The sequence below is a fragment of the Nonomuraea sp. NPDC050536 genome, from assembly GCF_044457685.1.
Taxonomy (GTDB): domain Bacteria; phylum Actinomycetota; class Actinomycetes; order Streptosporangiales; family Streptosporangiaceae; genus Nonomuraea.
The window spans coordinates 1-26,279 of the sequence record NZ_JBITHD010000004.1 but is presented as its reverse complement, the minus strand read 5'-3'; the positions used below and the strand labels follow the sequence as shown (position 1 = coordinate 26,279).

Sequence of the window (26,279 nt, the reverse complement as noted above, 5' to 3'; positions counted from 1 at the left end):
GCGTAGCGGTTCAGCTGTGGAACCCACGGAAGACGCCGTCCGCCCTCCGTCCCGGCCCTTGCTTTACCTATCGATATTCGATAGATTCCCATCGTAACTCGATGGAAGGATAGGCCATGGGAAAGCTGACAGTGCGTGCGCTGCGCGCCGTGCTCGTGGTGGTGCTCGCCGGCACCGTGTTCGTCCAGGCATTGATGGTGTGGACGTTGGTCAGCGGGAGCGACCCGGAGGACGGGTCGCTCCCGCTGACCCCGCTGCGCGTGATCACGATCCTGGGCATGGTGTCGGTCGAGGTCGCCCTGGTCTGCGTATGGCGGCTGGTGACGATGGTGCGACGCGGAACCGTGTTCTCCCACGCCGCCTTCCGGTACGTGGACATCATGATCGGCGCGATCGTGGCGGCTGCCCTCGTGTGGTTCGCGGTCACGATCCTCAACGCGCCGGGCCAGCGGGACGACCCGGGCGTCACCGTCATCATGGGCGGGATTGGCCTGGCCATCCTGGGGGTCGCGCTCATCGTGCTCGTGCTGCGGACGCTGCTCGCCCAGGCCGTCGCGCGCGACGTCGAAGCGGCGCAGATGCAGGCCGAGTTGGACGAAGTGATCTGATGCCGATCGCCGTCGACATCGACGTGATGCTGGCCAGGCGGAAGATGTCCGTGGGCGAACTCGCGGACCGCGTAGGGATCACGCCCGCCAACCTGGCCGTACTCAAGAACGGCCGCGCCAAGGCGGTGCGCTTCGCGACGCTCGCCGCCCTCTGCGAGGTGCTCAAGTGCCAGCCGGGCGACCTGCTGCGCTGGGAGGCCGAGGACCCCGCGGGCGGATGACGTGCCCCAGGGCGGGCGTGAAAACGGCCCCCGAGTAGGCGCGGTACGGCGAACCGGGCTTACTGTCACATTTGTTGAACAGTGCTCCGTGATGGAGGCCGACGCCCCGCCGAACCCGACGATGTCGGAAGGGGGACAACCGATGTTGGAGGCCCATCGATGGCGGGACAGGTGTTGACCGCTGAACAGAGGGCGATGGCCTTGCTCAAGGCCGCGCAGGCGCGGACGGCGCGCAGCGAGCTGCTGGCCAAGGTCCGAGCCGGGACAGTCACCGTGGCGGAGGTGTTCGCCATGGCGCCAGACGATGATCTCGTCAAGAGGACGAGGGTCTCTCTGGTGCTGCGGGCGGTGCCCGGTTATGGCCCGGCCAGGGTCGCCGCAGTGATGGCGACGTGCGGGGTCGAGGTGAAGCGACGTGCCGGTGACCTGGGGGAAGCGCAGCGCGAGCGGCTGCTCGCCGCGCTCGCGCGCTGGTGAAGAACGTGTCCCTCGGGGAATGGCGCTGGCCTGCTGGGGTGAATCGCTCTAGGCCGAAGATCACGGCTGGCTTACGGTGTGGCCATGGGCGAGGACAAGCCGGAGCTCGGGTTCGGGGCGGCCGGGCGTCCGTTGTGGACGGTGCGGGATCGCAACGCTGAGGCCATCCGGGCGGTGCTGCGCACGGCGCGCCGGCTGGAGTTCGGCGAGCGGCGGGACGGGTTCGTCGTGGAGGGCGACGGCGCGCCGTTCGTGATCGCCTGCACCGGCGGTGCCGGGGCCTCCGCCGCGGAGCTGGCGCGGTATGGGGGGCAGACCAAGTAAGCCGGAAAGGTCTAATAGGGCTGGTCGGGTGGTGGAGGCGGAAGTTGAGGTTTCGGCTGTGGATAGCCGTACCTGGCGTGGGGCCGGATTGATTCTCGCGGCGGTGTCACTGCGCTGACCTGGTCAGACATCGTTTCGGGAACCGGACAGAGTTGTAGTTCTGTCCTGTGTGCCCACCGCCGTTGCCCCTTTCCGGCTTACTTGGTCTGCCCCCGGTATGAGGCCGCGCTGCTCACGGCCGGGTACCGGGTCGAGCTCGACCCCGTCGACGACCAGGTGCTGCAGGCATGGCCGCCCTCGTGACGGTGTGGGTCACCGGCTGGTGGTGAGGGCGGCGAAGTCGTCGTGGGCCGCTTGGACGGCTTCGGGGTAGGTCTGGCGTTTGTCGTGCTCGGCCAGGGCCCGGTAGATGCTGGCCACGCTGGGGCTGCGGCCTTTGCGTTTGCCGGTGGCGATGATCAGGTCGGGCTGGATCTGCTCGACGGACTCGCCGTTCGCGCGGCGGCGCAGCACGGTGTGCAGCATGTCGTCGGTGATGACCGGCGGGCGGCCGCCGTGCTTGCCTTTGCGCGCGGCGGCGTCCAGGCCCTCCAGGGTGGCTTCGCGGACGTTCTCGCGTTCGGTTTCGGCCATGGCGGCGAAGAAGGCGAACAGGATGCGGCCGGGTCCGGTGGGGTCGTAGATGCCGGGCAGGGGTCCGGCGAGCATCTCCAGGACCAGGCCGTGCGCGGTGATGTGGTCGGCCAGGGCGGTGAGTTCGGCGGCGTCGCGGCCCAGGCGCTTCATCTCGTACACGGTGAGGATGACGCGGCAGTGCGGGGCGTGGGCTTTGATCTGGCGGGCCAGGGTGAGGGCGGCCTCGAACTGCGGGCGCACCCGCAGGCGGGTGCTGATCTTCTCAGAGAAGATCTTGTCGCGGCTGATGCCGTGCGCGGCCAGGGCGTCGAGCTGGGATTGCAGTTCCTGAGTGAGGGTGGAGCAGCGGGCGTAGCCGATGCGGATGTCGGCGCTGGGGGCATCGGGGCGGGTGGCGGCCGGGACGGGGGTGCCGGGCCGCCACGGCTGGCTGGGCCCGCGGTCGGCCGGGGTGGGCACGCGCAGCAGCTTGGCCAGCCGGCCGACCTTGGTGAAGCGGCCGGTGTGGTACGTCCCGGCGACCGCACCGCCGCGTGAGCGGCACGGCGAGCCGGGTTCGGCCGTGCAGCGCGGGCAGGGGTGACGCTCGACTTCATCGGCGTCGCTGCGGGAGTCCGGGGAGTCGGTCATGCGTCCGATGCTCTCACAAACATTTCTCACAACCACGCCGTCCGGCGTCTACGTGAGAACGGGTTCTGAGAGCCGATCGGCGGTCCGACGGGCCTCCGCCACCGCTTTTTGATCTTGATCTGGGAATGGAACGGAGTCGGTCTGCGTGACGGGCGGTGACCTGATCGTGGACGGTGGCGACGCGGTGGTGTGGAAGCATCCGCACCGGCAGGCCGCGCTATCCGGTGGGCGGGTTCCCGGCTACCTGGCGGGCGGTGACCAGGCCTGATTCGTAGGCCGCGATGACCGCCTGGGCGCGGTCGCGCACGGAGAGCTTGTCGAAGATGCTGGTGATGTAGTTCTTGACGGTAGAGAGGCTGAGGCCGAGGGCACGGGAGATCTCGGTGTTGTCGAGGCCCGTGGCCATCAGCCGCCATACCTCGACCTCGCGGGGTGTGAGTTCGTCCAGGCCCGTGGGTGTCGGCCGGGTGCCGTGAGGCGCCCGTACGTAGGTGGAGATCAGCCGGGTGAGCAGGCGTGGCGCGACGGCGGCGTCGCCGGCGTGGACGGTGCGGATCGCCGCGCTCAGGTCCTCAGGTGAGCTGTCCTTGGGCAGAAACCCGTAGGCTCCGGCGCGCAGGGCGCCCACGAGGTACTCGTCCATGTCGAAGGTGCTGAGGGCCAGGACCCGGCTACCGGGCACGGTGGAGGCGAGTTCCCTGGTCGCGCCGACTCCGTCGAGGACGGGCATCCTGATGTCCATCACCACGACGTCGGGGTGTAGTTGGCGGGCAAGGGTGACGGCCTGCGCGCCGTTCTCGGCCTCTCCCACGACCTCGAAGGACGGGTCGGGGGAAAGGATCAGCGACAGGCCGCGCCGTACCAGCAACTGATCGTCCACGATCAGCACCCTGATCGGCGGCGCGGTCATCGGTGCGCCCCTTCGTGCTGGACGGCCTCGTCCGTGGTCAGCGGCAGGTCGGCCACCACGGCGAACCCCCCGTCGGCCTGCGGGCCCGCGGTGAGGGTGCCGCCGTGCAGGGCGACGCGTTCGCGCATGCCGATCAGGCCGTATCCGCCGGCGCGCGCCCCCTCCTCTGGCGGGCCGTTCCCGCCGTCGTCGCGTACTTCGACGATGACTCGATCCTGACGGTAGATCAGCTCCACAGACGCGTGGGCGGCCCCCGCGTGCTTGCGGGTGTTGGTGAGGGCCTCCTGAGCGATCCTGAACACCGTGAGGCCGACGGTCGGCGGCAACGGGCGCCGCTGCCCGTGGACGCTGAACTCGGTCGGCACTCCGGCGAAGCGGGATTCGGCCACCAGGCGGCCGAGGTCGTCGATACCAGGCTGGGGCTGGGACGGCGCGACCTCGGGTTCGTCGCCGTCCCGCAGTACGTCCAGGAGCTGGCGCATCTCGCGCAACGCGAGCCGCCCGGAGGACTCCAGGGTGACCAGGGCTTCCTTGACCACCTCCGGTTCTGCGAGGTTGGCCCGCGCTCCGCCGGCCATCAGCTGCATGGTGGTGATGTGGTGGGCCACGATGTCGTGCAACTCCCGTGCGATGCGGCGGCGTTCCTCGGCCACCGCACGGTCGGCGAGGAGCCTGCGGTTGGCGTCCACCTCCCGCTGCCAGCGGTTCATCGCCATGGCGGCGCCGACGACGATCAGGGTGGTGAGCGGCGGGGTGATCGCGTCCTGCCAGGGCGGAATGCGGCCGTTGCTCTGGCTCAGCAGCGTCACCGCTACCGTGACGACGGCCGCGAGCGCCGTCACGCGGCCGGGGCAGGCCCTGGCCGCCGAGTACAGGGCGACCACCAGCACGGCGCCGAAGTGCCGGGGCAGCGGCACGGTCAGGGTGGCCGTCGCGTCGAGTGCCAGGACAGCGGCGAGCGCCGCCACCGGGTGGCGGCGCCGGGCCAGCAGCGGCAGTGCTGTCAGCGCGACGAAGAGGAACCCGGTCACGCTCACGGTGTGCAGGCCGTCGGAGGCGTTGAAGAACACGTAGCTGAGCAGGTTCATCACGCAGGCGCCGCCGGTCACGAGGGCGTCGTTACGGCTCCACGGCAGCTCCCGGGCATCGCCGGACCCGACGTATCGGCTCCTGGACATGTCTGACTTCCCCCTGTATCAGGCCTCTTGGCCCCCGAACCAGGGTTGCACAGCAGTCGCGATGCTCTCACCGCGCGGACCTGGGCTAGGACCAGGGTCCTGGTCGCGGCCTTGGGGAAGGCCTCAGGGCCCCGGTCAGGATCATCCGCTGCCAGGAGGTTTGCCGCTCTTCTGACTGATGGTCTGGATCCCGGCCGGGAACCCCCGGCACCAGGTGCATCTGCCAGGAGGCAAAAATGAGTGTTGGCCAGCGTCGATTCCACGCGGTCGTGGCGACAGCGGCCGTGGCCGTGTCGGCCGGTGTGCTGGCGGTGAGCCCGGCGCACGCGTCTTCCCCCGGTTACGACCGGGCGGCCCTGCAAGCGGACCTGGACGCGATCCGCGACGCCGGCACGCTGGGCGTGCAGGCTCGGGTGCGCTCGCCCCGCGCCGATCTGGCCGCATCCAGTGGTACGGCAGTGCTGGGCCGTCAGGTGCCGGTCCCGAGCGGCGGGCATTTCCGGATGGGCAGCAACACCAAGACCTTTGTCGCCGCCGTGATCCTGCAGCTCGAGGCGGAAGGGCGGCTCTCCGTCAACGACAGCGTCGAGCGGTGGCTTCCCGGGCTGGTGCGCGGCAACGGCAACGACGGGCGCGCTATCACCGTCAAGCACCTGCTCCAGCACACCAGCGGCCTGCACGACTCCGTGGGCGACATCGAGAAGAAGATGCACACGGAGCGGGGTTACCGCACCTACCGGTTCCTGCGCATGAGCCCGCGGCGGCTGGTGGCGCTCAGCGTCGGCCATCGACCGCTGTTCGCCCCCGGCTCCCGCTGGAGCTATTCCAACATCAACTACACCTTGGCCGGGATGATCATCGAGAAGGCCGCCAGGAACTCCTGGCGCGAGGAGGTGACGCGCCGGATCATCAAGCCGCTGAAGCTACGGAACACGACCCTGCCCGGCGACTCCCCGCTCCTGCCCAAGCCGCACGTGCAGTCCTACACCGAGGACGCCAAAACCGCGCGCCCGTTCCGCTCCACCTTGCTCAGCCTCGGCTGGGCCGGCGCGGCGGGCGAGGCCGTCACCACCACAGAAGACCTGGTCAGGTTCTGGCGTGCACTGCTGGGCGGGCAGGTGCTGTCGCAGCAACAGCTGAAGAAGATGATGACCACGGTCCCTGTCGGCGTGCCCGGCAGGGAGTTCGGGCTGGGTATGGCCAAGCAGCGACTGAGCTGCGGAGTCACGGCCTGGACGCACCCTGGCGGCACCCCCGGGTTCATCACCGACAACGCCGTCACCCAGGACGGCCGTACCAGCGTGATCGTCTCCCGGACCACCTACCCCGGCACGCGAGAGCAGGGCCAGGCCACGGCCCGCCTGATCGACAACGCACTCTGCGCCGCTTCCGTCCGCCGGAGCACATCGTGATCCGCGCCTTGACTGGATACTCCACCAGGCACCCATGGAAGGTCATCGCCCTCTGGGCGGTGCTGGGCGTCGCGTTGAGCGCCCTGATCCCGACCCTGTTCGACCGGGTCACCCAGAACCAGACCGGGGACTTCCTGCCCCGTAGCTACGACTCGGCCGCCGCCCTGAACATCGCCGAGGAGCGGTTCGGGGTGAATCCCGACGCGACCACGGTGACGGTGCTGGTCGCCCGCTCCGACGGCAAGGCCCTCAGCGCCGCTGACCAGGAGCGGATCGAGGCCGAGGCGGCGAAGCTGGCCAAGCGCCGGGTGATCATGCCGAGGGAGGACGACGGTCCGCAGCAGTACCTGGTCCCCGACCGCTCCCAGACCCCCACGATCGCCCCGACGATGACGGCGCCCGACCGGAGTTTCGAGCTGCTCTCCGTCGAGCTGATCGGCAATCGTGCGGATAGGGGCGTCCAGGGCGTCTACCGGACCTTCAGGGACGCCGCCCGGACGCAGTTCTCAGAGGCGGGGATGCGTACAGGTTTCACCGGGCCTCTCGCCGACGCCGTCGACACCGTCGATTCCCGCAAGATCGCCACGACGGTCGGGGGCGGGCTCATCATGGGGCTCATCATCCTGCTCAACGTGCTGGTGTTTCGCAGCGTGCTGGCGGCCCTGCTGCCGTTGCTCGCGGTCGCCCTGATCGGCCTCGTGGCCGCGGGTGCCGTCGCGGGCGCCGCGATGATCACCGGGCTCAAGCTCGACGCGAGCACCCCCGGACTGATCAACGTGGTCTTGTTCGGCATTGGCATCGATTACCTGTTGTTCCTGCTGTTCCGCTTCCGCGAGGCACTGCGGGCCAGGCCCGAGCAGTCAGCCCGCGAGGTGGCCGGGCAGGTCTCCGGCCGGGTGGGCACCGCGATCACCTCGGCGGCGCTGACCATCGTGGCCGCCTTCGCCACGCTGGGACTGGCGACCTTCGGGCAGTTTCGCTCGATGGGCCCCGCGATCGCCGTCGCGATCCTGGTGATGCTGCTTGGCAGCCTCACCCTGCTGCCGGCGCTGCTGGCGGCCACCGGCCGCAGGATGTTCTGGCCCTCCAGCACGGCCTTGCACCGCGAGACGCGCGAGGGCCGTGCCGCCCGCTTGGGTGAGCTGGTCACGCGACGCCCGCTGATGATGCTGACCGCCTCTGTCGCCCTGCTCGCCGCACTGGCCGCCGGGCTGATCGGCATCCGCATGGACTACGGCCAGGGCAGCCCCGGCACCCAGACCCCCGCCGCAGCCACCGCGGCCGAGATCTCCCGTACGCTGCCGGCCGGCGTGTCGGACCCGACGAGCGTCTTTGTTACCTCCAAGGACGACGGCGCCCTCACCGCAGACCGGCTGGAGGGTCTATCGCGAGCGCTCACCCAGGTTAAGGGTGTGGGCCAGGTCGCGAAGACCGTCCTGAACAAGGACCACCGCGCCGCCAGGATCGACCTCTATCCGACCGCGGACCCGCAGAGCCAGCAGGCCCGCGACCTGGCCTCCGGACCGATCAGGGCCGCGGTCGCCCAGCACACGCCCGCCGGGACGACGGCACACGTGGGCGGGACCCCGGCGATCATCGCCGACATCTCGACGGCCGTCGAGCACGACCTCACGATCGTGTTCCCGGTCGCGGCCGCGCTGATCGCGCTGATCCTCCTGCTGCTCCTGCGCAGCCTGCTCGCGCCGGTGATCCTGATGCTCTCCGTCGGGCTCGGCTTCGCCGCCACCCTCGGCGCCGCCACCCTGTTGTTCCAGCACATACTCGGCAAGCCGGGCGTCAGCTTCACCCTCCCGCTCGTGTTGTTCCTGTTCGTCGTCGCCCTGGGCACCGACTACAACATCCTGATCATCGACCGGATCCGGGAGGAGATGCGGCGACCAGGTCCGGCCCGCGCCGCCGTGGCCCGCGCCGTACGGCACACGACACCGGCCATCACGACGGCCGGCGTGGTGCTAGCCGCTTCCTTCGCCAGCCTCGCCACATCCTCGGGCAACGAACAGATCGCCTTCGCGATGACGCTGGGCATCATGGTTTCCGCGCTTGTGGTGTCGCTGGTGCTGGTCCCCGCACTCGCCGCACTGCTCGGTCGGGCCGTCTGGTGGCCGGTCCGCCCTCGACCTACCACGAACCCGCAGGACCATGCGCCCGAACCCGCCCCGGCACCCGACCGGGCCCCAGCCTCTTGGGGCTCGCCATAGCCGCCGCCCCTGACGGCATGGAAGGGGTACGGCCGGAGTACGCCAGAAACACACCGCTTGGTGCAGGTATCTCGCCTGGTGTCAGCAGCCGTGTCGTCGTGCTCGGAGGTGATGCGGGCAGAGGTCTCCCGCCGAGACTGTTCCGACCCGCGGGAAAGCGCTTACGGTACAAACGGTTCCGATGCAGGTTCACCCCCGACTACCGCTGACCGGGGGTGCGCAGCGGCCGGAAGTTGCCCTCGCGCACAGCCTCGGGCAGGGAGAAGTTGTAGCGGCCCAGGAAGTTGAGCCACTCGAAGCCGAGCGGGGACAGGCGGGCGATATCCGCGGTGGCTATCTTCTTGCCCTCGGCGCGGATCTGTTCCAGCGCGCGGGCCGTATAGACGGTGTTCCACAGAATGCAGACGTTGGTTAGCAGGCCCAACGCCCCTAGTTGATCTTCCTGCCTTCCTTGTACCTCTGGCGTAGCTCGCCTTTTTGCCCGTGGAAGATCTTGCGGGCCAGGGTGTGGCGGGCTTCTTGCCGGTTCAGCTGGGTGTTGACCCGCCGGCGCAGCAGTTCGTCGTTGAAGTAGGAGGCCAGGTAGACCGAGCGATCCAGCTTGCCCAGCTCCATCAGAGCGCGGCCGATCGGGGTGGGGGTGCCGCCGCCGGTCAGGTAGCGAAACAGCTCGGCCGGGCGGACCGCACCGGTCTGCAGGGAGCCGGCCGCGCGCAGCAGGTCGTCCCAGTGGTCGTTGATGAGGCCGATGTTCACCCGGGTTTTGATCATGGTGTTGAGGCGGCCGTAGAAAGCGGCAGGGTCAGCCCGGTCAGTGAGGCGGGTTCGTCCAGCGCTTCCAGCCCGGTCAGGACGAGGTGGTCCTTGCCTTCGGGGGATTTTTCGATGCGCAGCCACTCGTTGCGCACCGATTCCTCGCCCGACAGGCCCGCGGCCAGCTGCTTGTAGGCGAAGTCCAGGGTGCGCGCCCACCGCTGCGAGTCGGCGCCCGGCTCGGCCGACAGGCCCAGGTCGCGGCAGACCATGGCGCGGGCTTTGTCCCAGGCCACTCCGGCCAGCAGCCCGGCGGTGGGGTCGCCCCATTTGGGCAGGCCGGGCACGAACACCTCATGGCGGCGCAGGCACTCGCGTAGCCGCTCGACAGTGGCCACCGTGTAGGCCAGCGTGTTGACCTCGCCGGCCTTCTCCCCTCGCCCTCAGACTCCGCCATCGGGCAAGACTTGCCTGCTCAAGCCCCACTGTCAACAAATGTGACAGTAACCCCGGTGCGCCGTACCGCTCCTCCTCCCAGGCCAAAACGCCTCGCATCACCGGCCCATGACACGGCACGTGGACCGCATGGCGTTGGTTCCGCCAGCGAGAGGCTCCTCGGTCACAACAACCATGGTGAGTCATGCTCCATGGTTCACGAACGGGGGGTGATACGGGGTCATGTAGTTACTGGGAGTTCGCCTATTCAACTGGTGGATGTTGTGGATGGAAGCGAGCCCGACGGTCACCGTCCATGCTCTCCGGCGGCGTAGCGGCTCCATGCTCCGCCGCCTTCCCGAAGGAGCCGGGCGGTGGTTTTGTCGTGGTAGCCGAGGGCGTCGGCGACGACAGCGGCGCATCGCCAGCCAGGCCAGCCCACTGCCGGGCTGCTCCATCGCCGCGAGCAGGTCGAACAGGGGCCTCGGCTCCGAGCAGATGCGGCCGACGCCATCGTCCAGGACAGCACTGAGCCGGTCGCTGAGAGTGCAGCGTTCGCAGAGTCGCCCACCCGGAGCTTGCCCTCGAACCCGCAGCGTGAGCAGTCGAATGTCTGGGAGAAGCCGGCGCAGGTGGTGCAGATCGAGGCGCCGTCGCTGCTCCGACGTCCGGGAAGAGCGCGGTCCTGACCGCATCCCGGACAGGTGCCCCGGACGCGGATCGCGAGGTCGGCGCAGGTTCGGCAGACGTATCCATCCGGCCAGCGCCCGGCCTTGTGGCGGCAGCACTGGACCATGAACCACCGTTCGTATCGTTCGTCGGTGGCGTCCCGTTGCTCCTGCATCGGTCTCGTTGTCGGATCTACTGGCGAGCGACAACGCGGGGTCACGTTGCCATCGGCTCAGCTGAACTGCCGGCCGGTGCTTCCGCAGGGCGGTGGCGGCACCGGCCGGTCAGGGAGGAGCGTCAGGTGGCGAGGGTGGCCACCGGCTCCAGGTCGTAGGTGCGGGCGTAGCCGTTCTCGGTGCCCACGAGCAGGTCCACAACGTCGAAGTAGCGGTCCCAGAAGGGGGTTTCGCGCAGCGCGTCGATCAGCAGCCGGTAGGCGTCGTGGTCGTCCGCCTCCCAGACCCAGATGTCGGTGACCCGCGCCGAGTAGAACTCCGTGTCGTAGAAGCGGGAGCGGACGCCGCGGGTGCGGGCCTCGATCACCGGGACGACTTGCGTGGTGAAGGCTTGGACGCGTTCGGCCACGGTCATCGCCAGCCACTCGGGCGTGGTCTTTACCAGCATGAACGCGGTGACCGGCGGCTCGGTTCGGTCAGTGGGCATCGACTGCCTCCGGTGTGGCGAGGACGGCGGGCTTGAGGGTCTGCGCGCACCACTGCGCGAATCCGGTGGCCGGGCCCGCCTGCGGCGAGCGGTCGACGCCCGAGTCCAGTCCCTGGTCCTTGGCGCGCTTCATGTCGACGACGCCCTCGACGAACGCCTCGTTGAGGCCGTAGCCGAGCAGGGTGGACCGCAGCTCGTCGAGCGGCTGGCGCTGGTAGCGGATCGGACAGCCCAGTTCCTCAGTCATGATGCGGGCCAGGTCGTTGGGCGACAGATCCTGCGGGCCGAGCACCGGAACACTGCCGACGCCGGTCCAGGAGCGGTCCAGCAGCAGCCCGGCCGCCGTCGCGGCGATGTCGGCGACGGCCACCAGCGGGGCCGGACGGTCCGCGGCGACGGTGTCGGTGAAGACGCCGTTCTCGCGGATCGAGTCGGCCTCCTCCAGCAGATTCTCGAAGAAGGACGGGTTGGCCAGGGCGCGGTAGGCGACGCCGGAGTCGGCGATCAGGTCGTCCATGGCGAGGGAGGCGGTGACCAGCCCGGCCTGGGCGGCCTGTGGGGTGCCGCGGCCGAGCGCCGAGACGCCGACGACATGGCCGACGCCGTGGGCGGCGAACGCCCGCGCGGCCGGGCGGGTGAAGCCGCTGAACGCCTCGTCGGGCGTGGCCGAGGCGTCCGGCGGTACCAGCCAGAAAACGGCGTCGGCCCCGGTGAAGGCGCGCTCGACGGTCGCGGCGTCGCCGTGCGAGCCGGTGACCACCTCGACCCGTCCGCGCACGGCCTCGGGGAGCCGGGCAGGACCGCGGACCACGACGCGCAACTCCTCTCCGCGTGCGGGCGCGGCCTCGACCAGCAGCGACAGCAGCCGCCGGCCGATGTTCCCAGTGGGGGCGGTAATGACGATCATGAAAACCTCATGGTTGTGTCGGATCGGTACAGCCCCTTCATCGTGCAGACCCGAACCGCATTGCCACAATGGGAATGTCAGCATCCAATCATTGCCCGAAACGGAATAATGCCGGTGAGCAGCCCAGCCCCGAACCTCGACGCCAACCTCGCCGTCGCCCTCGACGCCCTGCTGACCGAGCAGAGCGTCACCCGTGCCGCCGCGCGGCTGCAGACCTCCCCCGCGGCGATGAGCCGCACCCTGGCCCGGCTGCGCCGGGTGCTCCAGGATCCGCTACTGGTGCGGGCAGGACAGGCGATGGTGCCCACACCCTGCGCCGAGGCGCTGCGGGACGAGGCCGCCGCGGTGGTGCGCCGGCTGGAGGCATTGCTCACCCCGAGCGGCGGGATCGACCCCGCCGCACTGCGGCGCACCTTCACCGTCCAGGCCTCGGACCTGGTCGGCGCGGCGCTGGCGCCGGGCCTGCTCGGGCTGGCCCGGCGCCAGGCGCCGGGCGTCTCGCTGCGGGTGCTGGCCGAGGAGTGGGAGGCGGGCCCCGCGCTGCGCGAGGGCCGGATCGATCTGGAGATCGGGGCCATCGACCACGTCGACCCGGAGACCCGGGTCGAAGAGCTGGTCACGCTGCGGATGGCGGCCGGCGTCAGGGCCGGGCATCCGCTCGCCGAAGAAACCCTGACACCCGCCAGGCTGGCCGCGGCCGAGCACGTGGCGGTCAGCCGCCGGGGACGCTTCACCGGCCCGCTGGACGCGGCCTTGGCCGATCAAGGGCTCAGCCGGCGGGTCAGCGCCGTCCTGCCCGGACATCTGGCGGCGATGGCGCTGGCCGCAGTCGGCGACGTGGTCTGCCTGGTGCCGACCGCGCTGCCGGGCGAGCCCCCTTCACCACTCAGCGACGCGGCGCACGCGCTGGGACTACGCCTGCTGGAAATCCCGCTACCGCTGCCACCACTGACGATCGGCATGGCCTGGCACCCGCGCCACACCGCCGACGGGGCCCACCAGTGGCTGCGTGGCGCCGTGCGCCGGGTACTCCGTCCGGCCCGGGAGGAATAGCCCACGGCGCGGGTCCGCGCATACCCGGGCGTCCAGACACAGGCCCGAACCCGACCGCGGCCAGAAGCTGGCCGGGGCGGCGGTCGTCTTGGTCAGCCCGGGAAGTGTCAGGCTGAGCTCCAAGAGCCCAGCAGACAGGCGTCAAGAAGCTCGGGCAGGGGCTCTATCTTGACGCGCTTTCCGATTGCCCACGCTGTGGCGTTGCGGTACACCCCATCGGGACGGTCCGGCCAAATAGCGCCGAAGATCTCCGGTCGCTCACCTATGAAATTGACAGGCCGACCAGCGCACCGGCAGCCCTTCGCGCTGGTGCTGACGCTGAAGTGCTTTCAGAAGGCGGCGCGTTTCCCGTCTCCGGACGAGATCCCTGACGTGGTGATCGCCCACGTTCGGCGCTGCCTGGAGTTGGCCGAGGACATTTGGCAGACCACGGGTCTTCCAGTAGCGCAAAGGCGCAGCGCAAGCTGGTGCGCCAGCGTCAGGGAGTGAAGTACGACGCGGGCCGGGCCCGGGCGATCACCGCGGTGGCGATCCGGAAGGCAGCCCAGGCGGCAAGGCCACGTGGGGCCCACCCGCCCACGCCGCGCTGCGGCGCCTCATCGCAACGGCCCATCGCTGATCGATCGCCTCTCCACGCGCTCGGATGCCTTCGCGCCGGACCCCACCATGCTCGGCATGCTGGGGTCTCCTTGCCTGACGCGCCTTAACGACCTTCATGCGGCTGACCAGCAGGTTCGCTTGACAATTGCCGGTCGAGGTCGTCGCCGTCATCGAGCGCTTCGCGGCCAAGATCGAAGGCTGACCGGGTCTGGCCCAGAGGGGCCATCAGCGAGGTGACGCGCCTGTCGGAGGTCATGGTTGCAGGTAGGGCTGGAAGACGCCCTCGGGGTCCCATCGCGCTCGCACCGCCTGCAGGCGCTCCCACGTGTCGGGCGAGAAAGACCGCCGACTTCGGGACGGAGTGGCCAGCAGATCGGCCTCCGCGATGTAGTGCCCGACCCCCGGCGGCGCGACCTTGCCCATCGCCTCGCGCAACCAGCGGATGTTGACCTGATCGTGCGCCGGGTCCTACCAGATCGCGTAACCGACGACGTAGCTCCTGCCCAGCACCGAGAAGGCCATATCGGGCATCTCGGCTCCGCCGGGCGGCGCGGGAGGGATGTTCGCCAGTACGAGTGACTTGCCGGATGGAGCCTTGGCGACGTCGGCCGCGAGCAGCGGCAGCAGCGCGCCGAGGTGCTCCATCGACCAGAGGGTGTCGGCCGCGACGCGGTGGCGCTCCGGCCAGAGCGCGCCGGCGCCCTTGAACAGGGCGTCGAATGTGGCCGGCTGCTCCGCCAAGCAGGCCAGGGCGCGCCCGGCAAGGGGGCACGCTCGGAACGCCTCAAGAGATCGGGCCGCCTCGTCCGCGGAGTCCGCGAAACAGGTGGCCGTGACGACGATCGCCCTTGTCCCGGGCTCCTGCGGCGCCGTGCCGAGCATGACGCTCAGCTCGACCGTCGGGGGGAGCGACGCCGCGACCTCGACGGCCCAGGACGTCACGTCCGCCACGTCCGGGAGCGGGAAGACGTAGGCGCTGGTGGTGATCGCCGCCGGGAGACGACGCAGACACAGCCGGAACCGGGTGACGACCGCGAAGAACCCGGGCCCGGCTCCGCGCGCCGCCCAGAAGAGGTCGGCGTTCTCGTCCTCGCTGCACCGGACCACCTCGCCGGCCGCCGTCACGGCTTCGATCTCCGCGACGCTCAGGCAGGCCGGCCCCCACACGCCGGGGTTCCAGCCGAGCCCGCCGCTCAGCAGGTAGCCGCCGAGCGCGACGGAGCCGCAGTGCCCCACAGGGAAGGCCAGCCCGTGCTCGGCGAGCGCGGCGGCGAGATCGCGGCCTCTGACGGCGGGCTGCGCGCTCGCCGTGGCCGAGGCGGTGTCGACGGCGCACGCGTCGAGCCGGGAGAGGTCGATGAGCATGCCTCCGTCGCGCACCGAGGCGCCCACCCAGTTGTGGCCACCCGCCCGCATGGCGACCCGCATGCCGGCCGAGCGGGCGAACCTGACGGCCGTCTGGACGTCCCGCTCGGAGGCGGCCTGGACGATCACGTCGGGGAACCGCTCCGGCTTGAGCCCGTTCCACACCGTGGCCGCCCTGAGGGCCTCGTAGCCGGCCTCGCCTCGCCTGACGAGCAGCCCCTCGAGGTCTCGGCCCAGCTCCATGTCGGACACCCTCCAGGTGGACGCGCCTGCCACGGCCCCTAACGGGTGATCACGGCGAAGACGGCGATGGACAGCGCGTAGCACAGCACGATCACGAGAGCTCCGGCTGCGCCGGCGAGGAACGAGCGAGGTACATCAGGGCGCAGCCATGCCGCGAAGGCCCTGTTGACGAGCGGCATCAGGACCCAGGTGAGGATGGCGACACTCAGCACGTTGCCGATGAACAGGGCAAGGTAGAGGGGCAGGCGCGCGCCGGTCAGCACCCGGCTCACCGTCAGGTTCAGCGCCATCACGGTCGGATAGAGGGCCAGCAGCACGCACATGGCCTGCTTCCAGTTGGGCGGAGCCCCCTGCCCAGCAGCTCCGCCGCCGAACCGGAACCAGCCGCCGAACGCCGACTTGACGGTGCGTACGTCGAAGTCGATGACGCAGTCGCGACCTTCGTCCAGGAGCCTTCTGCGGGTGTCGGACGCGAGCCAGTTCTCAAGGTGTTCGCGGGTGTCGAACCGGGTCATGACCACCCAGTTCGGCTGTACGCCCGGCACGGGCGCGAACGCCTCGAATCCGAGGAAGCCGGGAAACCTCTCCTCTGCCTTGTGGAGCCTGTCCTGCCAGCGCGTGTAGTCGCCCTCGCGGCCCGGCCGCACGTTGTGGGAGATCACCGCCGTGACCGCTTCGCTGTCGGGCGTCCTTCCTGCGAGGACCTCCAGCGCCGGCGGCTCCTCCAGCAGCGGCCGGACCTCGTCGAGCAGGACCCTGCGCGAATCCGAATTCAGCCACCCGGTCAGCCGGGCGATACCCGAGAAACGAAAAACAGAGACCCAGGAGGGTTGCTCGCCGGGAATCGGCGGATAAGCCTCCGCCCCCTCGAAACCAGCAAATGAGCACATGCTCTCATTTATTTTCTGCTGCCAGCGGCGATAATCCTCCTCGCGGCCTTCGCGAACCTTTGACGAAATGACCACGGTCATGCCGCGATCCGAGGCACCACGGTTCGAACCAGGCTTCACCTGGGAAAGTATAGTCCACGGCCGTCCGGCGAAGCATGGCGACAATGACTCGGACACGACAGTCGATCATGAAGAAATTTCAGCCGTAATTTACCTGCAGGAGGTTATGAGATGGGACCCAAGGAATTCATGGCCGAAGCCGTACGACTCGCCACGGAGTCCGTTGTGAACGGCTGGGGCGGCCCGTTCGGCGCGGTCATCACCAAGGACGGGGAGATTCTCGCCCGCGGGCAGAACCGCGTCCTGCTCACCGGCGACCCGACCGCGCACGGCGAGATCGAGGCCATCCGCAAGGCCATCCAGATCCTGAACCCGGAGGCACCCTCCCTTGCGGAGGACCGCCTGAACGCCTCGACGCTCGAACTCGTGCCGCGTCCGGAAGGATCGCCCGACCTCCTGCCCGAGCGGGCCCGGATGCTCATGGGATACTCCCTCTACTCGAGCGGGGCTCCGTGCCCGATGTGCATGAGCGCCATCTACTGGTCGCGGATCGACTCGGTCCACTTCAGCTCCGACCTCGAGGCGACGAGGAAGATCGGTTTTGACGACGTCTTCCAGTATGAGGACTTCCAGCGGCCCCTCGACCAGCGCAAGATCCGGGTCGAGCACATCTATCCCGAGCTCGGCGCCCAGGCCTACGCCCTCTGGGCGGACAAGCCGAACCATCACCCGTACTGATCCGCCGGACGCCTAGGGCCTGTATCAAAGTGCGTTAGAGCCACTCGTTGATCGCGGCGACGAGGACCGTGGCTTTGTAGCACACGGCGAGCTTGTCGTACCGCGTGGCCACAGCGCGATGGCGTTTGAGCCGGCTGATGCCGCACTCGACCGCGTGGCGCTGCCGGTAGAGAACAGGATCGAAGGCGGGTGGACGGCCGCCCTTGGATCCCTTGGCGCGCCGGTTGGCGTCTTGATCGGCCTTGCTCGGAATGGTGGCCTTGATGCCGCGCCGCCGCAGGTAGGCGCGGTTGGCCTGGGAGGTGTAGGCCTTGTCGGCCAGCACCCGATCGGGGCGGGTCCTGGGCCGTCCACCAGCCGGGCGGGGAACCCGGATGGCGTCGATGACCCTGGTGAACTGCGGGCTGTCGCCGCGTTGACCGGCGGTGAGCACGATCGACAGCAGCTTTTGGCCCTGCTCACAGGCCAGGTGTACCTTGGTGGTCAACCCGCCACGAGAACGCCCCAGCCCATGGTCGGCTGGTTCCTCGCCCGCCACGCCGCCGGGCGGTTCGGCCTGCAGATCCCCCTTTTCGGGCACCCGCGACGTGCTGATGCGCGCGAGCGATGGTGGAATCGACACTGACGTCCCAGGTGATGCGTCCGGCCGCATCCGCCGCCGCCTGCAGGGCAGTCACGATCTGCTGCCAGGTACCGTCCCGCTGAAAGCGCCGAAACAGCGCGTACACCGCCGCCCAGGAGCCATAGCAGTCGGGCAGGTCGCGCCAGGGTGCGCCGACCCGCACGCGCCAGCGGATCCCATCGATCAACTGCCGTTTACTGAAAGACGACGGCCGTCCCGACCGCTTCGGCGCTGGTAACAGCGGCTCCAGCACCGCCCACTGCGCATCGGTCAGGTCGAACCGCCTCGTCACCGCTAAGGTGGCCACGAGGTCTCCGGTGTTCAGGTTTGTCTTGGTCGACTAACCACCTACCGGAGACCTCGTTTGTTGTCGATCTACGACACCCACCGTCCCGCAGCGGCCTTTGATACACGTCCTAGCCCTTCACCCGCTGGTCACCGCGCAAACTCGTCGCCTACCTGCGGAAAGTCCACGGCCGAGTGATCCTCATCGGCCGTGAAAGCTTACGTGGCCTGCTCGCCCGCCGTGGTGTTACCTTCCAACGCACCAAGACGTGGAAGGAATACCCCGACCTGGACTGCGAAGCGAAGCTGGACCGGATCGAGGAGGTCGTTGACTGCTTCCCGGACCGGGTCTTCGCCTTCGACGAGGTCCTAGCCGCCGAACGCAAGGAACGCGCCCGCATCCGCAGCGAGAAAGGCATCCGCTGGGGTGGACGGCACCTGCGCGTGGCGGCCTGACCTGGCAGGAAGGTGAAGTCACCGAGATTGCAGGGCGAACGGGGCTTCTCGCATGAGGCGGCAACGGGTGGCGTCGGCAGGGACTCAGGGTTCGATGACGAGGCGTTCGATGAGGCCGTCGCGGAGTGCGAACTGGTAACGCAGATCGATGGACCCGCCGGGGAAGTTGCCCTCGAGGTGGTGGGTGGCGATGTAGCGGGTTGCGTCGGTCTGCTGGGCTCCGGTGAGATGGATGGTGTAGGTGAATTCGGTGGCCGATCGGTCCAGCCACCGCTCAATCGCGGCGCTGCCCTGGTAGGTGTTGCCGTCGTCGATCACTGTGGCGTCGTCGGTGAACGTCGTGACCGCGGTGGCGGTGTCGTGGGCGCGGTGCGCTGTGAGGTAGCGGGTGATCACCTCAGGCAGGTCGTCCGGGGTGATGGTCCGGGGCTGGTTGTCGTGCATGACGCTCCTGATGGTGGTGGCGGGTTCAGACGGTGGGGGTGGTGCCGCCGTCGATGACGTATTCGGCGCCGACGATGGCCGAGGCGCGGTCGGAAACGAGGAAGGCGACGAGCTCGGCGACCTCCTCGGGCCGGTTGGGACGGCCGAGCGGGATGCCTCCCAGGGAGTCCATGAGCCGGCCCAGCGCCGCTTCCTGGCTGATGCCGGCGTCGTGGGCGATCCGGGCGACGAGGTTGTCGGCGGCCGAGGTCTGGACGAAGCCGGGCGAGACGGTGTTGACGCGGACGCCGTGCGGGGCGACCTCGTTGGCCAGGCCTTTGCTGTAGGTGGTCAGGGCGGCCTTGGCGGCTGCGTAGGCCAGGGTTCCGTTCCACAGCGGCATGCGGCGCTGGATAGAGGTGACATGCACGATCACGCCCTTGCCTATGGCGATCATGTGCGGCAGGAGTGCGCGGTCCAGGCGGACGGCGGCCAGCAGGTTCGTGTTCAGCTCCCTGGCCCAGTCGTCCTCGCCGAGCGCGGCGAACCCTCCGGCCGGTGCCTCGGACCCGCCGAGGGTGTTGACCAGGATGTCGACGCCTCCCACGCGGGCGTCCACCTCGGCGGCCACGTGAGAGGCGCCTTGGGCGCTGGACAGGTCGGCGGTGATGAACGCCTTCTCCTCGACGTCGTCGGAGCGGCTGCGGGCCGTGACCAGCACGGTCGCGCCGGCTTGGGCGAGACGTCGGGCGATGGCGGCTCCGGTGCCCTTGGTGCCGCCGGTGACCAGAGCGCGTCGGCCTTCGAGGGATTCGCTGATGGATGTGGTCACGGTGTGCTCCGTTCCCGGGTGCGGGCGCAGAATGCACCGCTCCCGTCATTACTGCTAAAGTAGAAGCCACTAACTTCGACTTTAGCAGTAGCTGAAAGGGTGGTCGCCGTGGCAAGCCGGATCAGGCTGGAGGACCGGGAGTGCCCACTGTCCACGACGGTGGAACACGTAGGCGAGTGGTGGACGCTGCTGATCCTCCACGACGCTTTCGACGGCTACACACGCTTCGACCAGTTTCAGGAGAGTCTGGGCATCTCCTCCAGCATGCTCACCACCCGGCTGAAAACCCTCGTCGCGGACGGACTGCTGGAGCGCCGGCCCTACCAGACCAACCCCGTACGCCACGAGTACGTCCTCACCGAACTCGGGCACTCCCTCCGACCGGTGATCGTCGCCCTGGCCGCGTGGGGCAACTCCCGCCTCACACCGGCCGAACGCAGCATGATCCTCGTCGACGCGCACAGCGGCGAGGAAGTCGAGCCCATCGTCGTTGACGCCAAGACCGGCCGCCGACTCGACGACAGCGACACCTACATCTTCACCGCAGGTCCCGCAGCCAGCGACGCCATGCGCCACCGATACGCGACACGACCGACCACCCCCGAGGAGGCGTAAGGCTGCCCAAACGAGCACCGAACAGCCTTGAGCAGTGCCGGAACGCACCCGCGTTGCTTGACCTGGTAGCCGGCGTTGGTCGCGGTCGCGCCGGCCGGGTATTGGGCGTAGAGCTTGTAGCTGCCGTCGGCGGGGATGGTCAGGTTCCAGGTGAAGCTGGACGAACCGGTCCCGGCGGGGGCCACGGCGTAGTCGTAGCCGACGAACCCGGAGGTGGCGCTGGCCTGCACGCGCGGGCCGACCACGTTCGAGGCGAAGCTGCCGCCCGAGGTGGTGGTCCAGCTACCGGTCGCACTGACCTGGCCGGTGTCGGAGTTGTCGTCCAGGACGACGTCCAGGCCGAGCGGGACGCCGTTGTCGGAGTGGGTCTTGAGCTTGCCGTCCGGGTAGTAGCTCCAGTCCAGCGCCCGCTGTGAGGAGTTGCCCGCGCTGGTCACGGTGCGGTTGGTCTGCTCGCCCAGCTCGTTGTAGTCGTAGGTGGTTTTGATCTTCCACGCATCGGTGGTGGTCTTGGACCAGCCGTTCTCCCAGTACGACATCGAGGAGACGTTGCGGATCGACTGGCCGTGGGAGGGCGGGGAGGAGATCTCCTGCAGCCGGAGACCGGGTCGTAGGTGTACAGCACCGAGTCGGGGGTGTTGTAGACCGGGTCGGACCGGTCGTAGGGGAAGATCTTCTCGCTCGGCCGGTTCAGCTTGTCGTACTTGGTCTCGGCGACGAAGTCGACCAGGTCACCGCCGCGCTCCACCCCGCGCGGGGTGATCACCTTGGTCTGGTTGCCGACCTGGTCGTAGACGAACTTGGTGGTGACGTACTTGATCACACCGTCGGTCTCGGCATGCGGCACCCGCGTTTCGACGACGTCGCCGCGCTTGTCGTAGACGGTGATCGCCTTGTTGTTCTCCTGGTCGGTCTGCCCGACCACCAGCCCGTCCAGGTCGTAATCCGTCGAGGTCTGATAGCCGGCCGCGTCCTTGACGGTTTTCACCCGATGGTTCAGGTCATAGCCGTAGGTCGCCGTGTAGTCGTTCGCGTCCGGGGTGGCGTTCTTGCGCGGATCGACGACCTTGACCGTGTTTCCGACGTTGTCGTAGCTGTAGGTGATCGCCGTGCGCTACGAAGCCACGGTCCTCGTCGCCGCGATCAACGAGTGGCTCTAACGCAATTTGATACAGGCCCAAGTCGGGGTGGACGGCGGGCGGCGAGACTGTGCCGCCCTGGGGCCACCTGTCATGCCATGGTGCCGGACCCTCGGATCCGAGGCGTGGCCAGATACTTCGATCTTCACCCGGACAATCCCCAGCCTCGCCTGATCAGCCAGATCGCCGAGATCATGTCGCGGGCGAGCTTGTGCCGGGACTCTCTGCACGGTGAGCTGACGGTTCATCTGGTGCCGGTAGGTGTCGTCCACCGGGTCGACCACCCGCAGCAGGTGCAGCGTCTTGGGGATCCGCCCGTACTCCACGAACGCCTGGCCCAGCGGGGTCGGGCGGCCCTCGCGGCCGAACGTCCGCAGCAGGTCGTAGGCGCGCACCTGACCGGTCACCAGGGAGCCGACCACCCGCAGCATGTCCGGCCAGTGCGTGACCACCTTGCCCAGGTTGACCTTGTTGCGGGCCAGTTCCATTGCCGCGCGGGCCTGGCCAGTCGGGACTTGGGGTGTCGAGTGTCAGGCCGGGCGGCGGGCGAGTTCGGCGGTTACCGCGCGTTCGCGGAGCTGCGCGGCTTCTTCTCGTACGGCCTGCAGCTCGGCACGTAGGTCCGCCAGTCGGGCGCGTTCCAGGCGCAGCTCGGCGTCCAGGCTGTCGCGTTCCCCTAGGGCGGCCGTCGCCTTGGCGGCGTCCTTCACCGCCACCGACCGCGCCACCTCTACCTCGGCGGCTGTGCGTTCCGCCTTGGTCGCGGCGCGCTCGGCTCGGGTGGCGCGGTCGTTGGCCCGGTCGCGTTCGGCCTCGGCCGCCTCGGCGCGTGCCTCCGCCACAGCCAGTGCCTGCTCCGTCTCCCCCTTTACCCGGGCCACGATCGCGGCCGCTTCCTCGCGCGCCTCGGCGATGCGGGATGCGGCTTCCAGCTCGACTTGGGTGGCTCGGGTCTCCGCTGCCCGGGTTTCCGACTGGGCGCGCTCGATGCGTCCGGCCAGCTCCTGGACCGCCTGGTCGCGGGCCAGCTCGACCTCGTCGGCGCGCTGGTGGGCGGCGGCGGCACGCTCGTCGGCTTCCTCGACCCGGCGTTCGGCGTCAGCGGTTCTCTGCTCGGCTTCTTCGGCCCGGCGTTCTGCCTCGGTGACACGCTGGTCCGCTTGCTCGATGCGATGTTCGGCGTCCGCGATGCGCCGGTCGGCTCGACGCTTGGTGTCGGCGGTGCGCTGCTCTGCTTGTTCGGCGCGGCGCTCCGCTTCGGCAGCGCGCTGGTCGGCCTGATCGGCGCGGTGCTCCGCTTCGAGGGTGCGTTGTTCCGCCTGGTCGGCTCTGGTGGCGGCCTCTTCCGCGCGCTGCTCGGCGAGCTGGGTGCGTTCCTCGGCCAGGGCGGCGCGGCGTTTCGCCTCGTCTACGGCCTGGACGGACTGGCGTTCGGTGGCCGCCGCCTCGCGCAGGGCGGCGAGGGCCTGCTCGCGGGCCTTCTCGGCGTCGGCCAGAGCCGTGTCGCGCTCGGTCTGGGCCTCCTCTACCTGGGCGCGCATCTCACGGGCCTCGACGCGCGCGTACTCGGCCGCCTCCCTGGCCAGCCGTACCTGCTCAAAGGCCTGCTCCCGCTCGGTGCGTGCGATGGCGACGCGGGTGTGCGCCTCGGCCTGAATCGCGCTGAGCTTGGCCTCGACGCCGGCGGGGCTCAGCTCGGTGGCAAGCGCCTGGGCCAGCGGCTCGATGGCGGCGGCGAGTCCCTGCTCCATCCGCTCGTACAACTGCTCGGCCCTGGCCAGTGAGCCCTCCAGTCCGGGCGTCGCGCGGCGCAGCTCCCGCTCCCGCTTGGCCGCGGCCTGACAGTCACCGTCGGGACAGTACTCCTTGGGCCGCCCTCTCCCCTGCCGCTGCTCGATCGGCTTCCCGCACTGCTTGCACGGCGTCACCACGCCCGTCTCCCCAGCCACGAGAGCACCCTAGCATTTTTATTTTCCAGAAATTAGAAATCAAAAATTCGGATCCGTTGCGTCACAGTAACTTGCGAGAAGGCAGAATTCCCGCAAGTAATGCCGCCCAGCAGAATCCCTTGAGCCTCTGCATCTTTTGACCTGCGGGTTCGTCACTTGGTGTCAGTAGGTTCGTCACGAGGTGTCAGTAGCGCACTGTGACCAGACTCCTGACGCAGCACCCGGGATCCTCCCTAGCGACCCCAGTCGGCCTGAGTAGCGATAAGCTCACTTATCGCTACTCAGGATGTGGATCATGGAGAACAATATGAGTGCCCTCGACCGCTCCCCCGCAGCCGCGGTCCTTACCGGCGGGCAGCCCAGGCAGCTGGCGGACGAGCACGCCCTAGGGCCCGGGGCCACCGATCTGGTGGAGGCCGGGCTGGCCGTCAACACCCGCCTCGCCTACGCGCGCGACTTCGCCGCCTATGCCGGCTGGTGCGAGGACAGCGGCCGAACCAGCTTGCCGGCGACCGCTGCGACGCTGGCCAACTATGTCGCTCATCTGGCTGCCCAGGACTACGCGCCCTCGACCATCGACCGTGCCCTGGCCTGTGTGCTGGCCGCCCACGAGCACGCCCAGTTGGCCAAGCCCGCTACCAAGGCGGCCCGGCTGGCCCTGCGTGCCTACCGCCGCGAACGCGCCCAGCAGGGCCGCCGCCCGCGCAGGTCCCCGCCCATCACGGTGGACCGGCTCCGCGCCATGATCACCGCCCTGCCTGCCGACACCTCGACAGGGCTGCGCGATCGCGCCATCTTGGTGCTGGGCTTCGCGCTCATGGGCCGCCGCTCCGAGATCACCGAGGTGGAGATCGGCGACTTGGCCGTCACCGACGACGGCCTGGAGGTGTTCATCCCGCTGAGCAAGACCGACCAGGACGCCCACGGCGACACGGTCGCCATCCCCTACGGCTCCCACCCTGACACCTGCCCGGTCCGCGTGGTCCGTTCCTGGCTGGCCGTCCTGGCCAAGCACGACATCACCACCGGCGCGCTGTTTCGCCCGATTGATCGTCACGGTGGCGTCGGCGACCGCAACCGTCCTGCAGCCGGTCGCGGCACCCGCGGACGACTGAGCCCGCAAGCGGTGAACCTGATCGTCAAGCGCGCCGCCGCAGCCGCCGGACTGGACCACGCCGGCGCCTACACCGCACACGGACTGCGGGCCGGGGGTGCCACCTCGGCCGCCAAGGCGGGTGCCCCCATGTCGGCGATCACTCGGCACGGCCGCTGGGCGGAGGGTTCTCCGGTGGTGGCCGCCTACATCCGCCAAGCTGACAAATGGACCGACAACCCCCTGCATGGCATAGGGCTTTGAGGCGGCTTCGCATGCCACGTTCACACCATGGGGATCTGAGCCTACTCCGCCCATGCCTTCAGCCCCGGCTGAGACCCTTCCCAGGTACCACTGACGATGGCACCATCCCGGGTCAGTGTGGCTTTGATCGCTCGATGGCGTGAATTACTCGGCGGTATTTGGCGTCGGTCGGTCTGCTTGCACTCGGCAGGTGTCAGGGTCAGCGTTTGATGAGCAGAGCGGTGAGCTTCTCGTAGTCCGCGTCGCCGTTCAGTTCGGTCAGCAGGTCGTCGGGGCACAGCTCGTAGAGATCTCCCCACCATCGGCGTGCCTTGGCGTCCCAGATCCGGCAGCCGCCCGGCACTCCTCTGGCCACGTACCGTCTCCTACTCAATGATCGCCTTCGGACCGTTGAGCTCCGGGGGTGTAGCCGCAGCGTTGTGGGCTGGAGTCGGCGCTGTTGTCGCGGCCCCACAGGTAGGTGTCGCGTTCGGTGGCTCGGGCGAGGTGGACCAGCCGGAGTTGCTGCCTTCGGGGGAGGTTGGACGGCAGGGCGGTGAAGGTTTCTGGGAGTACGGCGACCATGCCGGTGACCTGTTCGCCGTCGGACATCCGCAGGAGTGCGGTGCACTGCCACCAGCGGATCTTGCCGCCTCGACCGTCCTGGTTGCCGGGCCAGTAGTAGTTCGCCGGATCCGGAACCAGGTAGTGGACGCCGTCGGGGTCCAGGTGGGCCCGGAGCCATGGTCCGCCTTTGCCGAGGCCAAGTCGGAGCCGTCCGGCCTCTTCGTACAAGGCGCAGACCGCGTCGGTGTCGAGGGCTTTGAGAACCTGTGCTTCCGCAGGCAGCGGCTGGCGCCCGGCCGGGGCTCTGACCGGCCAGCGCCCCAGCAGAACCCCGGCCCGCTGCCGCACAGTCATCGGCGACAGGCCCTTGCGATAGGCCGGTAGTGGCGGCGGTGGCGTCCAGGCTCGCCCTTCCTGTTCGATGTGACGCAGTATCCATGCGCGCCCTTCCGTGCCGGTGGTGTTCCAGGTCCAGCTCATCGGCCGTTTGGCCATCGCCTGCACACGGCTGCTGCCGCGCGTACCCCTGCGGGCCGGTTGCCAGCTCGTCGAAGGCGAACGCACGGGCAGCAGCGGGATCCGGCAGGTCGACGATGTGCACGCTGCCGGTGGGTGTATCGCCGTCGCCGGCCAGGGTCGGGCCGCGGGCGATCATCTCTGCTGCGTACCGGTCCATGTAGGACCAATGCTCTTCCAGCAGTTCGTCGCGCAGCGCCACGGAGCCGGGCCGATCGCGGTGGTAGCAGAAGAACTCCATGCCCGCAGGGTTTACCACCCGCCCGGACCAGCCCCCACGCCTGGATAGCTGCGTCCAGCTCCAAGACTCACCGGCTTCAGCAACGAGGCGGGGCCAGTACTCATTCGTGACCAAGTCATCAACAGGCGGAACGGGGTGCGGGGGCCGTACCCGCTGCGCAACGCGGACCTGCTGGATCGTGCCGTCCAGGTTGAATACCTGCGGCCCCGGTCCTAGTGCCGCATCAGGCAATGTTTGCCTCGTTGTGATGTGACGCGCCGTCCGGCGGATGCTCTGGACGGCGCGTGTGCGCCAAGCTGTGCGGATG

At 69.1% G+C, this 26,279-nt stretch carries 28 protein-coding genes and 4 pseudogenes; 11 read left to right on the top strand and 21 right to left on the bottom strand.

Translation table 11 applies throughout. The features are described 5' to 3' along the window. Nucleotides 1-116 precede the first annotated feature (116 nt). The 4 genes from ACIBHX_RS13165 to ACIBHX_RS13150 all read left to right on the top strand — a co-directional run bounded on the left by ACIBHX_RS13165 (nucleotide 117) and on the right by ACIBHX_RS13150 (nucleotide 1,630). Nucleotides 117-608 (top strand): DUF2975 domain-containing protein, encoded by a 492-nt coding sequence (locus ACIBHX_RS13165; protein WP_397067126.1) that lies wholly within the window; start codon nucleotides 117-119, stop codon nucleotides 606-608. After that, nucleotides 608-829 (top strand): helix-turn-helix domain-containing protein, encoded by a 222-nt coding sequence (locus ACIBHX_RS13160; RefSeq protein ID WP_397067124.1) that lies wholly within the window; start codon nucleotides 608-610, stop codon nucleotides 827-829. The genes ACIBHX_RS13165 and ACIBHX_RS13160 overlap by 1 nt, the downstream gene beginning before the upstream one ends. A 174-nt stretch (nucleotides 830-1,003) precedes the next feature. After that, complete coding sequence (gene mihF, locus ACIBHX_RS13155) at nucleotides 1,004-1,306, top strand: integration host factor, actinobacterial type (protein WP_397067122.1); 303 nt, start codon at nucleotides 1,004-1,006, stop codon at nucleotides 1,304-1,306. Between the two features lie 84 nt (nucleotides 1,307-1,390). Further along, entirely contained in the window at nucleotides 1,391-1,630 is a 240-nt protein-coding gene (locus tag ACIBHX_RS13150; RefSeq protein ID WP_397067121.1) for a hypothetical protein, read from the top strand. 312 nt (nucleotides 1,631-1,942) lie between these two features. Here the strand turns inward: ACIBHX_RS13150 and ACIBHX_RS13145 are convergent, their stop codons facing one another. The 3 genes from ACIBHX_RS13145 to ACIBHX_RS13135 form a co-directional block, all read right to left on the bottom strand. Next, a complete protein-coding gene (locus tag ACIBHX_RS13145; protein WP_397067119.1) occupies nucleotides 1,943-2,896 on the bottom strand; it encodes a recombinase family protein in 954 nt (317 codons plus the stop codon). Between the two features lie 217 nt (nucleotides 2,897-3,113). Next, on the bottom strand, nucleotides 3,114-3,806 hold the full coding sequence (locus ACIBHX_RS13140; RefSeq protein WP_397067117.1) for a response regulator: 693 nt from the start codon (nucleotides 3,804-3,806) through the stop codon (nucleotides 3,114-3,116). Beyond that, nucleotides 3,803-4,984 (bottom strand): sensor histidine kinase, encoded by a 1,182-nt coding sequence (locus tag ACIBHX_RS13135; protein ID WP_397067115.1) that lies wholly within the window; start codon nucleotides 4,982-4,984, stop codon nucleotides 3,803-3,805. The genes ACIBHX_RS13140 and ACIBHX_RS13135 overlap by 4 nt, the downstream gene beginning before the upstream one ends. 236 nt (nucleotides 4,985-5,220) lie before the next feature. On the opposite strand from ACIBHX_RS13135, the gene ACIBHX_RS13130 reads away from it, so the two are divergent. Then, complete coding sequence (locus ACIBHX_RS13130; protein WP_397067114.1) at nucleotides 5,221-6,396, top strand: serine hydrolase domain-containing protein; 1,176 nt, start codon at nucleotides 5,221-5,223, stop codon at nucleotides 6,394-6,396. Continuing rightward, a complete protein-coding gene (locus ACIBHX_RS13125) occupies nucleotides 6,393-8,615 on the top strand; it encodes an MMPL family transporter (RefSeq protein ID WP_397067112.1) in 2,223 nt (740 codons plus the stop codon). The genes ACIBHX_RS13130 and ACIBHX_RS13125 overlap by 4 nt, the downstream gene beginning before the upstream one ends. A 199-nt stretch (nucleotides 8,616-8,814) precedes the next feature. Here ACIBHX_RS13125 and ACIBHX_RS13120 read toward each other — a convergent pair. From ACIBHX_RS13120 to ACIBHX_RS13105, 4 genes and pseudogenes are all read right to left on the bottom strand, one after another. Further along, nucleotides 8,815-9,386 (bottom strand): annotated as a pseudogene (locus ACIBHX_RS13120) (Tn3 family transposase). Then, nucleotides 9,383-9,766 carry a hypothetical protein gene (locus tag ACIBHX_RS13115; protein WP_397067111.1) on the bottom strand — a complete coding sequence of 128 codons (384 nt, stop codon included), beginning with the start codon at nucleotides 9,764-9,766 and terminating at the stop codon, nucleotides 9,383-9,385. The pseudogene ACIBHX_RS13120 and the gene ACIBHX_RS13115 overlap by 4 nt, the downstream one beginning before the upstream one ends. A 1,003-nt stretch (nucleotides 9,767-10,769) precedes the next feature. Continuing rightward, nucleotides 10,770-11,135, bottom strand: a complete 366-nt coding sequence (locus tag ACIBHX_RS13110; RefSeq protein WP_271217657.1) for a darcynin family protein — start codon at nucleotides 11,133-11,135, stop codon at nucleotides 10,770-10,772. Further along, nucleotides 11,125-12,042: an NAD(P)H-binding protein gene (locus tag ACIBHX_RS13105; RefSeq protein WP_397067109.1), complete on the bottom strand. Its 918-nt coding sequence runs from the start codon at nucleotides 12,040-12,042 to the stop codon at nucleotides 11,125-11,127. Before ACIBHX_RS13105 ends, ACIBHX_RS13110 begins: the two co-directional genes overlap by 11 nt. A 114-nt stretch (nucleotides 12,043-12,156) precedes the next feature. Here ACIBHX_RS13105 and ACIBHX_RS13100 point away from each other — a divergent pair, with 114 nt between their 5' ends. After that, nucleotides 12,157-13,095: a LysR family transcriptional regulator gene (locus tag ACIBHX_RS13100; protein WP_397067107.1), complete on the top strand. Its 939-nt coding sequence runs from the start codon at nucleotides 12,157-12,159 to the stop codon at nucleotides 13,093-13,095. Between the two features lie 703 nt (nucleotides 13,096-13,798). Here the strand turns inward: ACIBHX_RS13100 and ACIBHX_RS13095 are convergent. The 4 genes from ACIBHX_RS13095 to ACIBHX_RS13080 are packed head-to-tail and all read right to left on the bottom strand — an operon-like array spanning nucleotide 13,799 to nucleotide 16,274. Next, on the bottom strand, nucleotides 13,799-13,951 hold the full coding sequence (locus tag ACIBHX_RS13095) for a hypothetical protein (protein ID WP_397067105.1): 153 nt from the start codon (nucleotides 13,949-13,951) through the stop codon (nucleotides 13,799-13,801). Beyond that, nucleotides 13,948-14,130 (bottom strand): BBE domain-containing protein, encoded by a 183-nt coding sequence (locus ACIBHX_RS13090; protein ID WP_397067104.1) that lies wholly within the window; start codon nucleotides 14,128-14,130, stop codon nucleotides 13,948-13,950. Before ACIBHX_RS13090 ends, ACIBHX_RS13095 begins: the two co-directional genes overlap by 4 nt. A gap of 33 nt (nucleotides 14,131-14,163) precedes the next feature. Further along, a complete protein-coding gene (locus ACIBHX_RS13085) occupies nucleotides 14,164-15,303 on the bottom strand; it encodes an FAD-binding oxidoreductase (protein WP_397067102.1) in 1,140 nt (379 codons plus the stop codon). A 38-nt stretch (nucleotides 15,304-15,341) separates the two neighbouring features. Further along, nucleotides 15,342-16,274, bottom strand: a complete 933-nt coding sequence (locus ACIBHX_RS13080; protein ID WP_397067100.1) for an antibiotic biosynthesis monooxygenase — start codon at nucleotides 16,272-16,274, stop codon at nucleotides 15,342-15,344. Nucleotides 16,275-16,424: 150 nt separating this feature from the next. On the opposite strand from ACIBHX_RS13080, the gene ACIBHX_RS13075 reads away from it, so the two are divergent. After that, complete coding sequence (locus ACIBHX_RS13075) at nucleotides 16,425-16,991, top strand: nucleoside deaminase (RefSeq protein WP_397067099.1); 567 nt, start codon at nucleotides 16,425-16,427, stop codon at nucleotides 16,989-16,991. A gap of 34 nt (nucleotides 16,992-17,025) precedes the next feature. Here the strand turns inward: ACIBHX_RS13075 and ACIBHX_RS13070 are convergent. Then, nucleotides 17,026-17,938, bottom strand: a protein-coding gene (locus ACIBHX_RS13070; RefSeq protein WP_397067811.1) for an IS5 family transposase whose coding sequence is annotated in 2 segments (ribosomal slippage) — nucleotides 17,026-17,529 and nucleotides 17,531-17,938 — 912 coding nt in all. Because the reading frame shifts where the segments join, the coding sequence is not laid out codon by codon here. A gap of 95 nt (nucleotides 17,939-18,033) precedes the next feature. Here ACIBHX_RS13070 and ACIBHX_RS13065 point away from each other — a divergent pair. Continuing rightward, nucleotides 18,034-18,264: pseudogene (locus ACIBHX_RS13065) on the top strand (IS630 family transposase); the annotation flags it as partial. A 174-nt stretch (nucleotides 18,265-18,438) separates the two neighbouring features. On the opposite strand, the gene ACIBHX_RS13060 reads toward ACIBHX_RS13065, so the two are convergent. After that, nucleotides 18,439-18,798 carry a nuclear transport factor 2 family protein gene (locus ACIBHX_RS13060; protein WP_397067098.1) on the bottom strand — a complete coding sequence of 120 codons (360 nt, stop codon included), beginning with the start codon at nucleotides 18,796-18,798 and terminating at the stop codon, nucleotides 18,439-18,441. Between the two features lie 25 nt (nucleotides 18,799-18,823). Next, nucleotides 18,824-19,609, bottom strand: a complete 786-nt coding sequence (locus tag ACIBHX_RS13055; protein ID WP_397067096.1) for an SDR family oxidoreductase — start codon at nucleotides 19,607-19,609, stop codon at nucleotides 18,824-18,826. A gap of 108 nt (nucleotides 19,610-19,717) precedes the next feature. Here ACIBHX_RS13055 and ACIBHX_RS13050 point away from each other — a divergent pair, with 108 nt between their 5' ends. Beyond that, the gene (locus ACIBHX_RS13050) at nucleotides 19,718-20,224 is read left to right on the top strand and encodes a winged helix-turn-helix transcriptional regulator (RefSeq protein WP_397067094.1); all 507 of its coding nucleotides are present in this window, start codon (nucleotides 19,718-19,720) and stop codon (nucleotides 20,222-20,224) included. Here the strand turns inward: ACIBHX_RS13050 and ACIBHX_RS13045 are convergent. From ACIBHX_RS13045 to ACIBHX_RS13030, 4 genes and pseudogenes are all read right to left on the bottom strand, one after another. After that, nucleotides 20,140-20,763 carry a hypothetical protein gene (locus ACIBHX_RS13045; protein ID WP_397067092.1) on the bottom strand — a complete coding sequence of 208 codons (624 nt, stop codon included), beginning with the start codon at nucleotides 20,761-20,763 and terminating at the stop codon, nucleotides 20,140-20,142. The genes ACIBHX_RS13050 and ACIBHX_RS13045 overlap by 85 nt on opposite strands. Beyond that, on the bottom strand, nucleotides 20,658-21,224 hold the full coding sequence (locus tag ACIBHX_RS13040) for a hypothetical protein (protein WP_397067810.1): 567 nt from the start codon (nucleotides 21,222-21,224) through the stop codon (nucleotides 20,658-20,660). The genes ACIBHX_RS13045 and ACIBHX_RS13040 overlap by 106 nt, the downstream gene beginning before the upstream one ends. A gap of 302 nt (nucleotides 21,225-21,526) precedes the next feature. Then, a pseudogene (locus tag ACIBHX_RS13035) lies at nucleotides 21,527-21,878 on the bottom strand (Tn3 family transposase); the annotation flags it as partial. Between the two features lie 15 nt (nucleotides 21,879-21,893). Further along, nucleotides 21,894-23,312 carry a hypothetical protein gene (locus tag ACIBHX_RS13030; protein WP_397067090.1) on the bottom strand — a complete coding sequence of 473 codons (1,419 nt, stop codon included), beginning with the start codon at nucleotides 23,310-23,312 and terminating at the stop codon, nucleotides 21,894-21,896. A gap of 307 nt (nucleotides 23,313-23,619) precedes the next feature. Between ACIBHX_RS13030 and ACIBHX_RS13025 the strand changes: the two genes are divergently transcribed. After that, complete coding sequence (locus ACIBHX_RS13025; protein WP_397067089.1) at nucleotides 23,620-24,669, top strand: tyrosine-type recombinase/integrase; 1,050 nt, start codon at nucleotides 23,620-23,622, stop codon at nucleotides 24,667-24,669. A gap of 199 nt (nucleotides 24,670-24,868) precedes the next feature. Here ACIBHX_RS13025 and ACIBHX_RS13020 read toward each other — a convergent pair whose 3' ends face one another. The 3 genes and pseudogenes from ACIBHX_RS13020 to ACIBHX_RS13010 all read right to left on the bottom strand — a co-directional run. Further along, a complete protein-coding gene (locus ACIBHX_RS13020; protein ID WP_397067826.1) occupies nucleotides 24,869-25,024 on the bottom strand; it encodes a hypothetical protein in 156 nt (51 codons plus the stop codon). Nucleotides 25,025-25,038: 14 nt separating this feature from the next. Further along, nucleotides 25,039-25,710 (bottom strand): hypothetical protein, encoded by a 672-nt coding sequence (locus tag ACIBHX_RS13015; protein WP_397067825.1) that lies wholly within the window; start codon nucleotides 25,708-25,710, stop codon nucleotides 25,039-25,041. A gap of 112 nt (nucleotides 25,711-25,822) precedes the next feature. After that, nucleotides 25,823-25,972, bottom strand: a pseudogene (locus ACIBHX_RS13010) (YciI family protein); the annotation flags it as partial. Nucleotides 25,973-26,279: the final 307 nt, after the last annotated feature.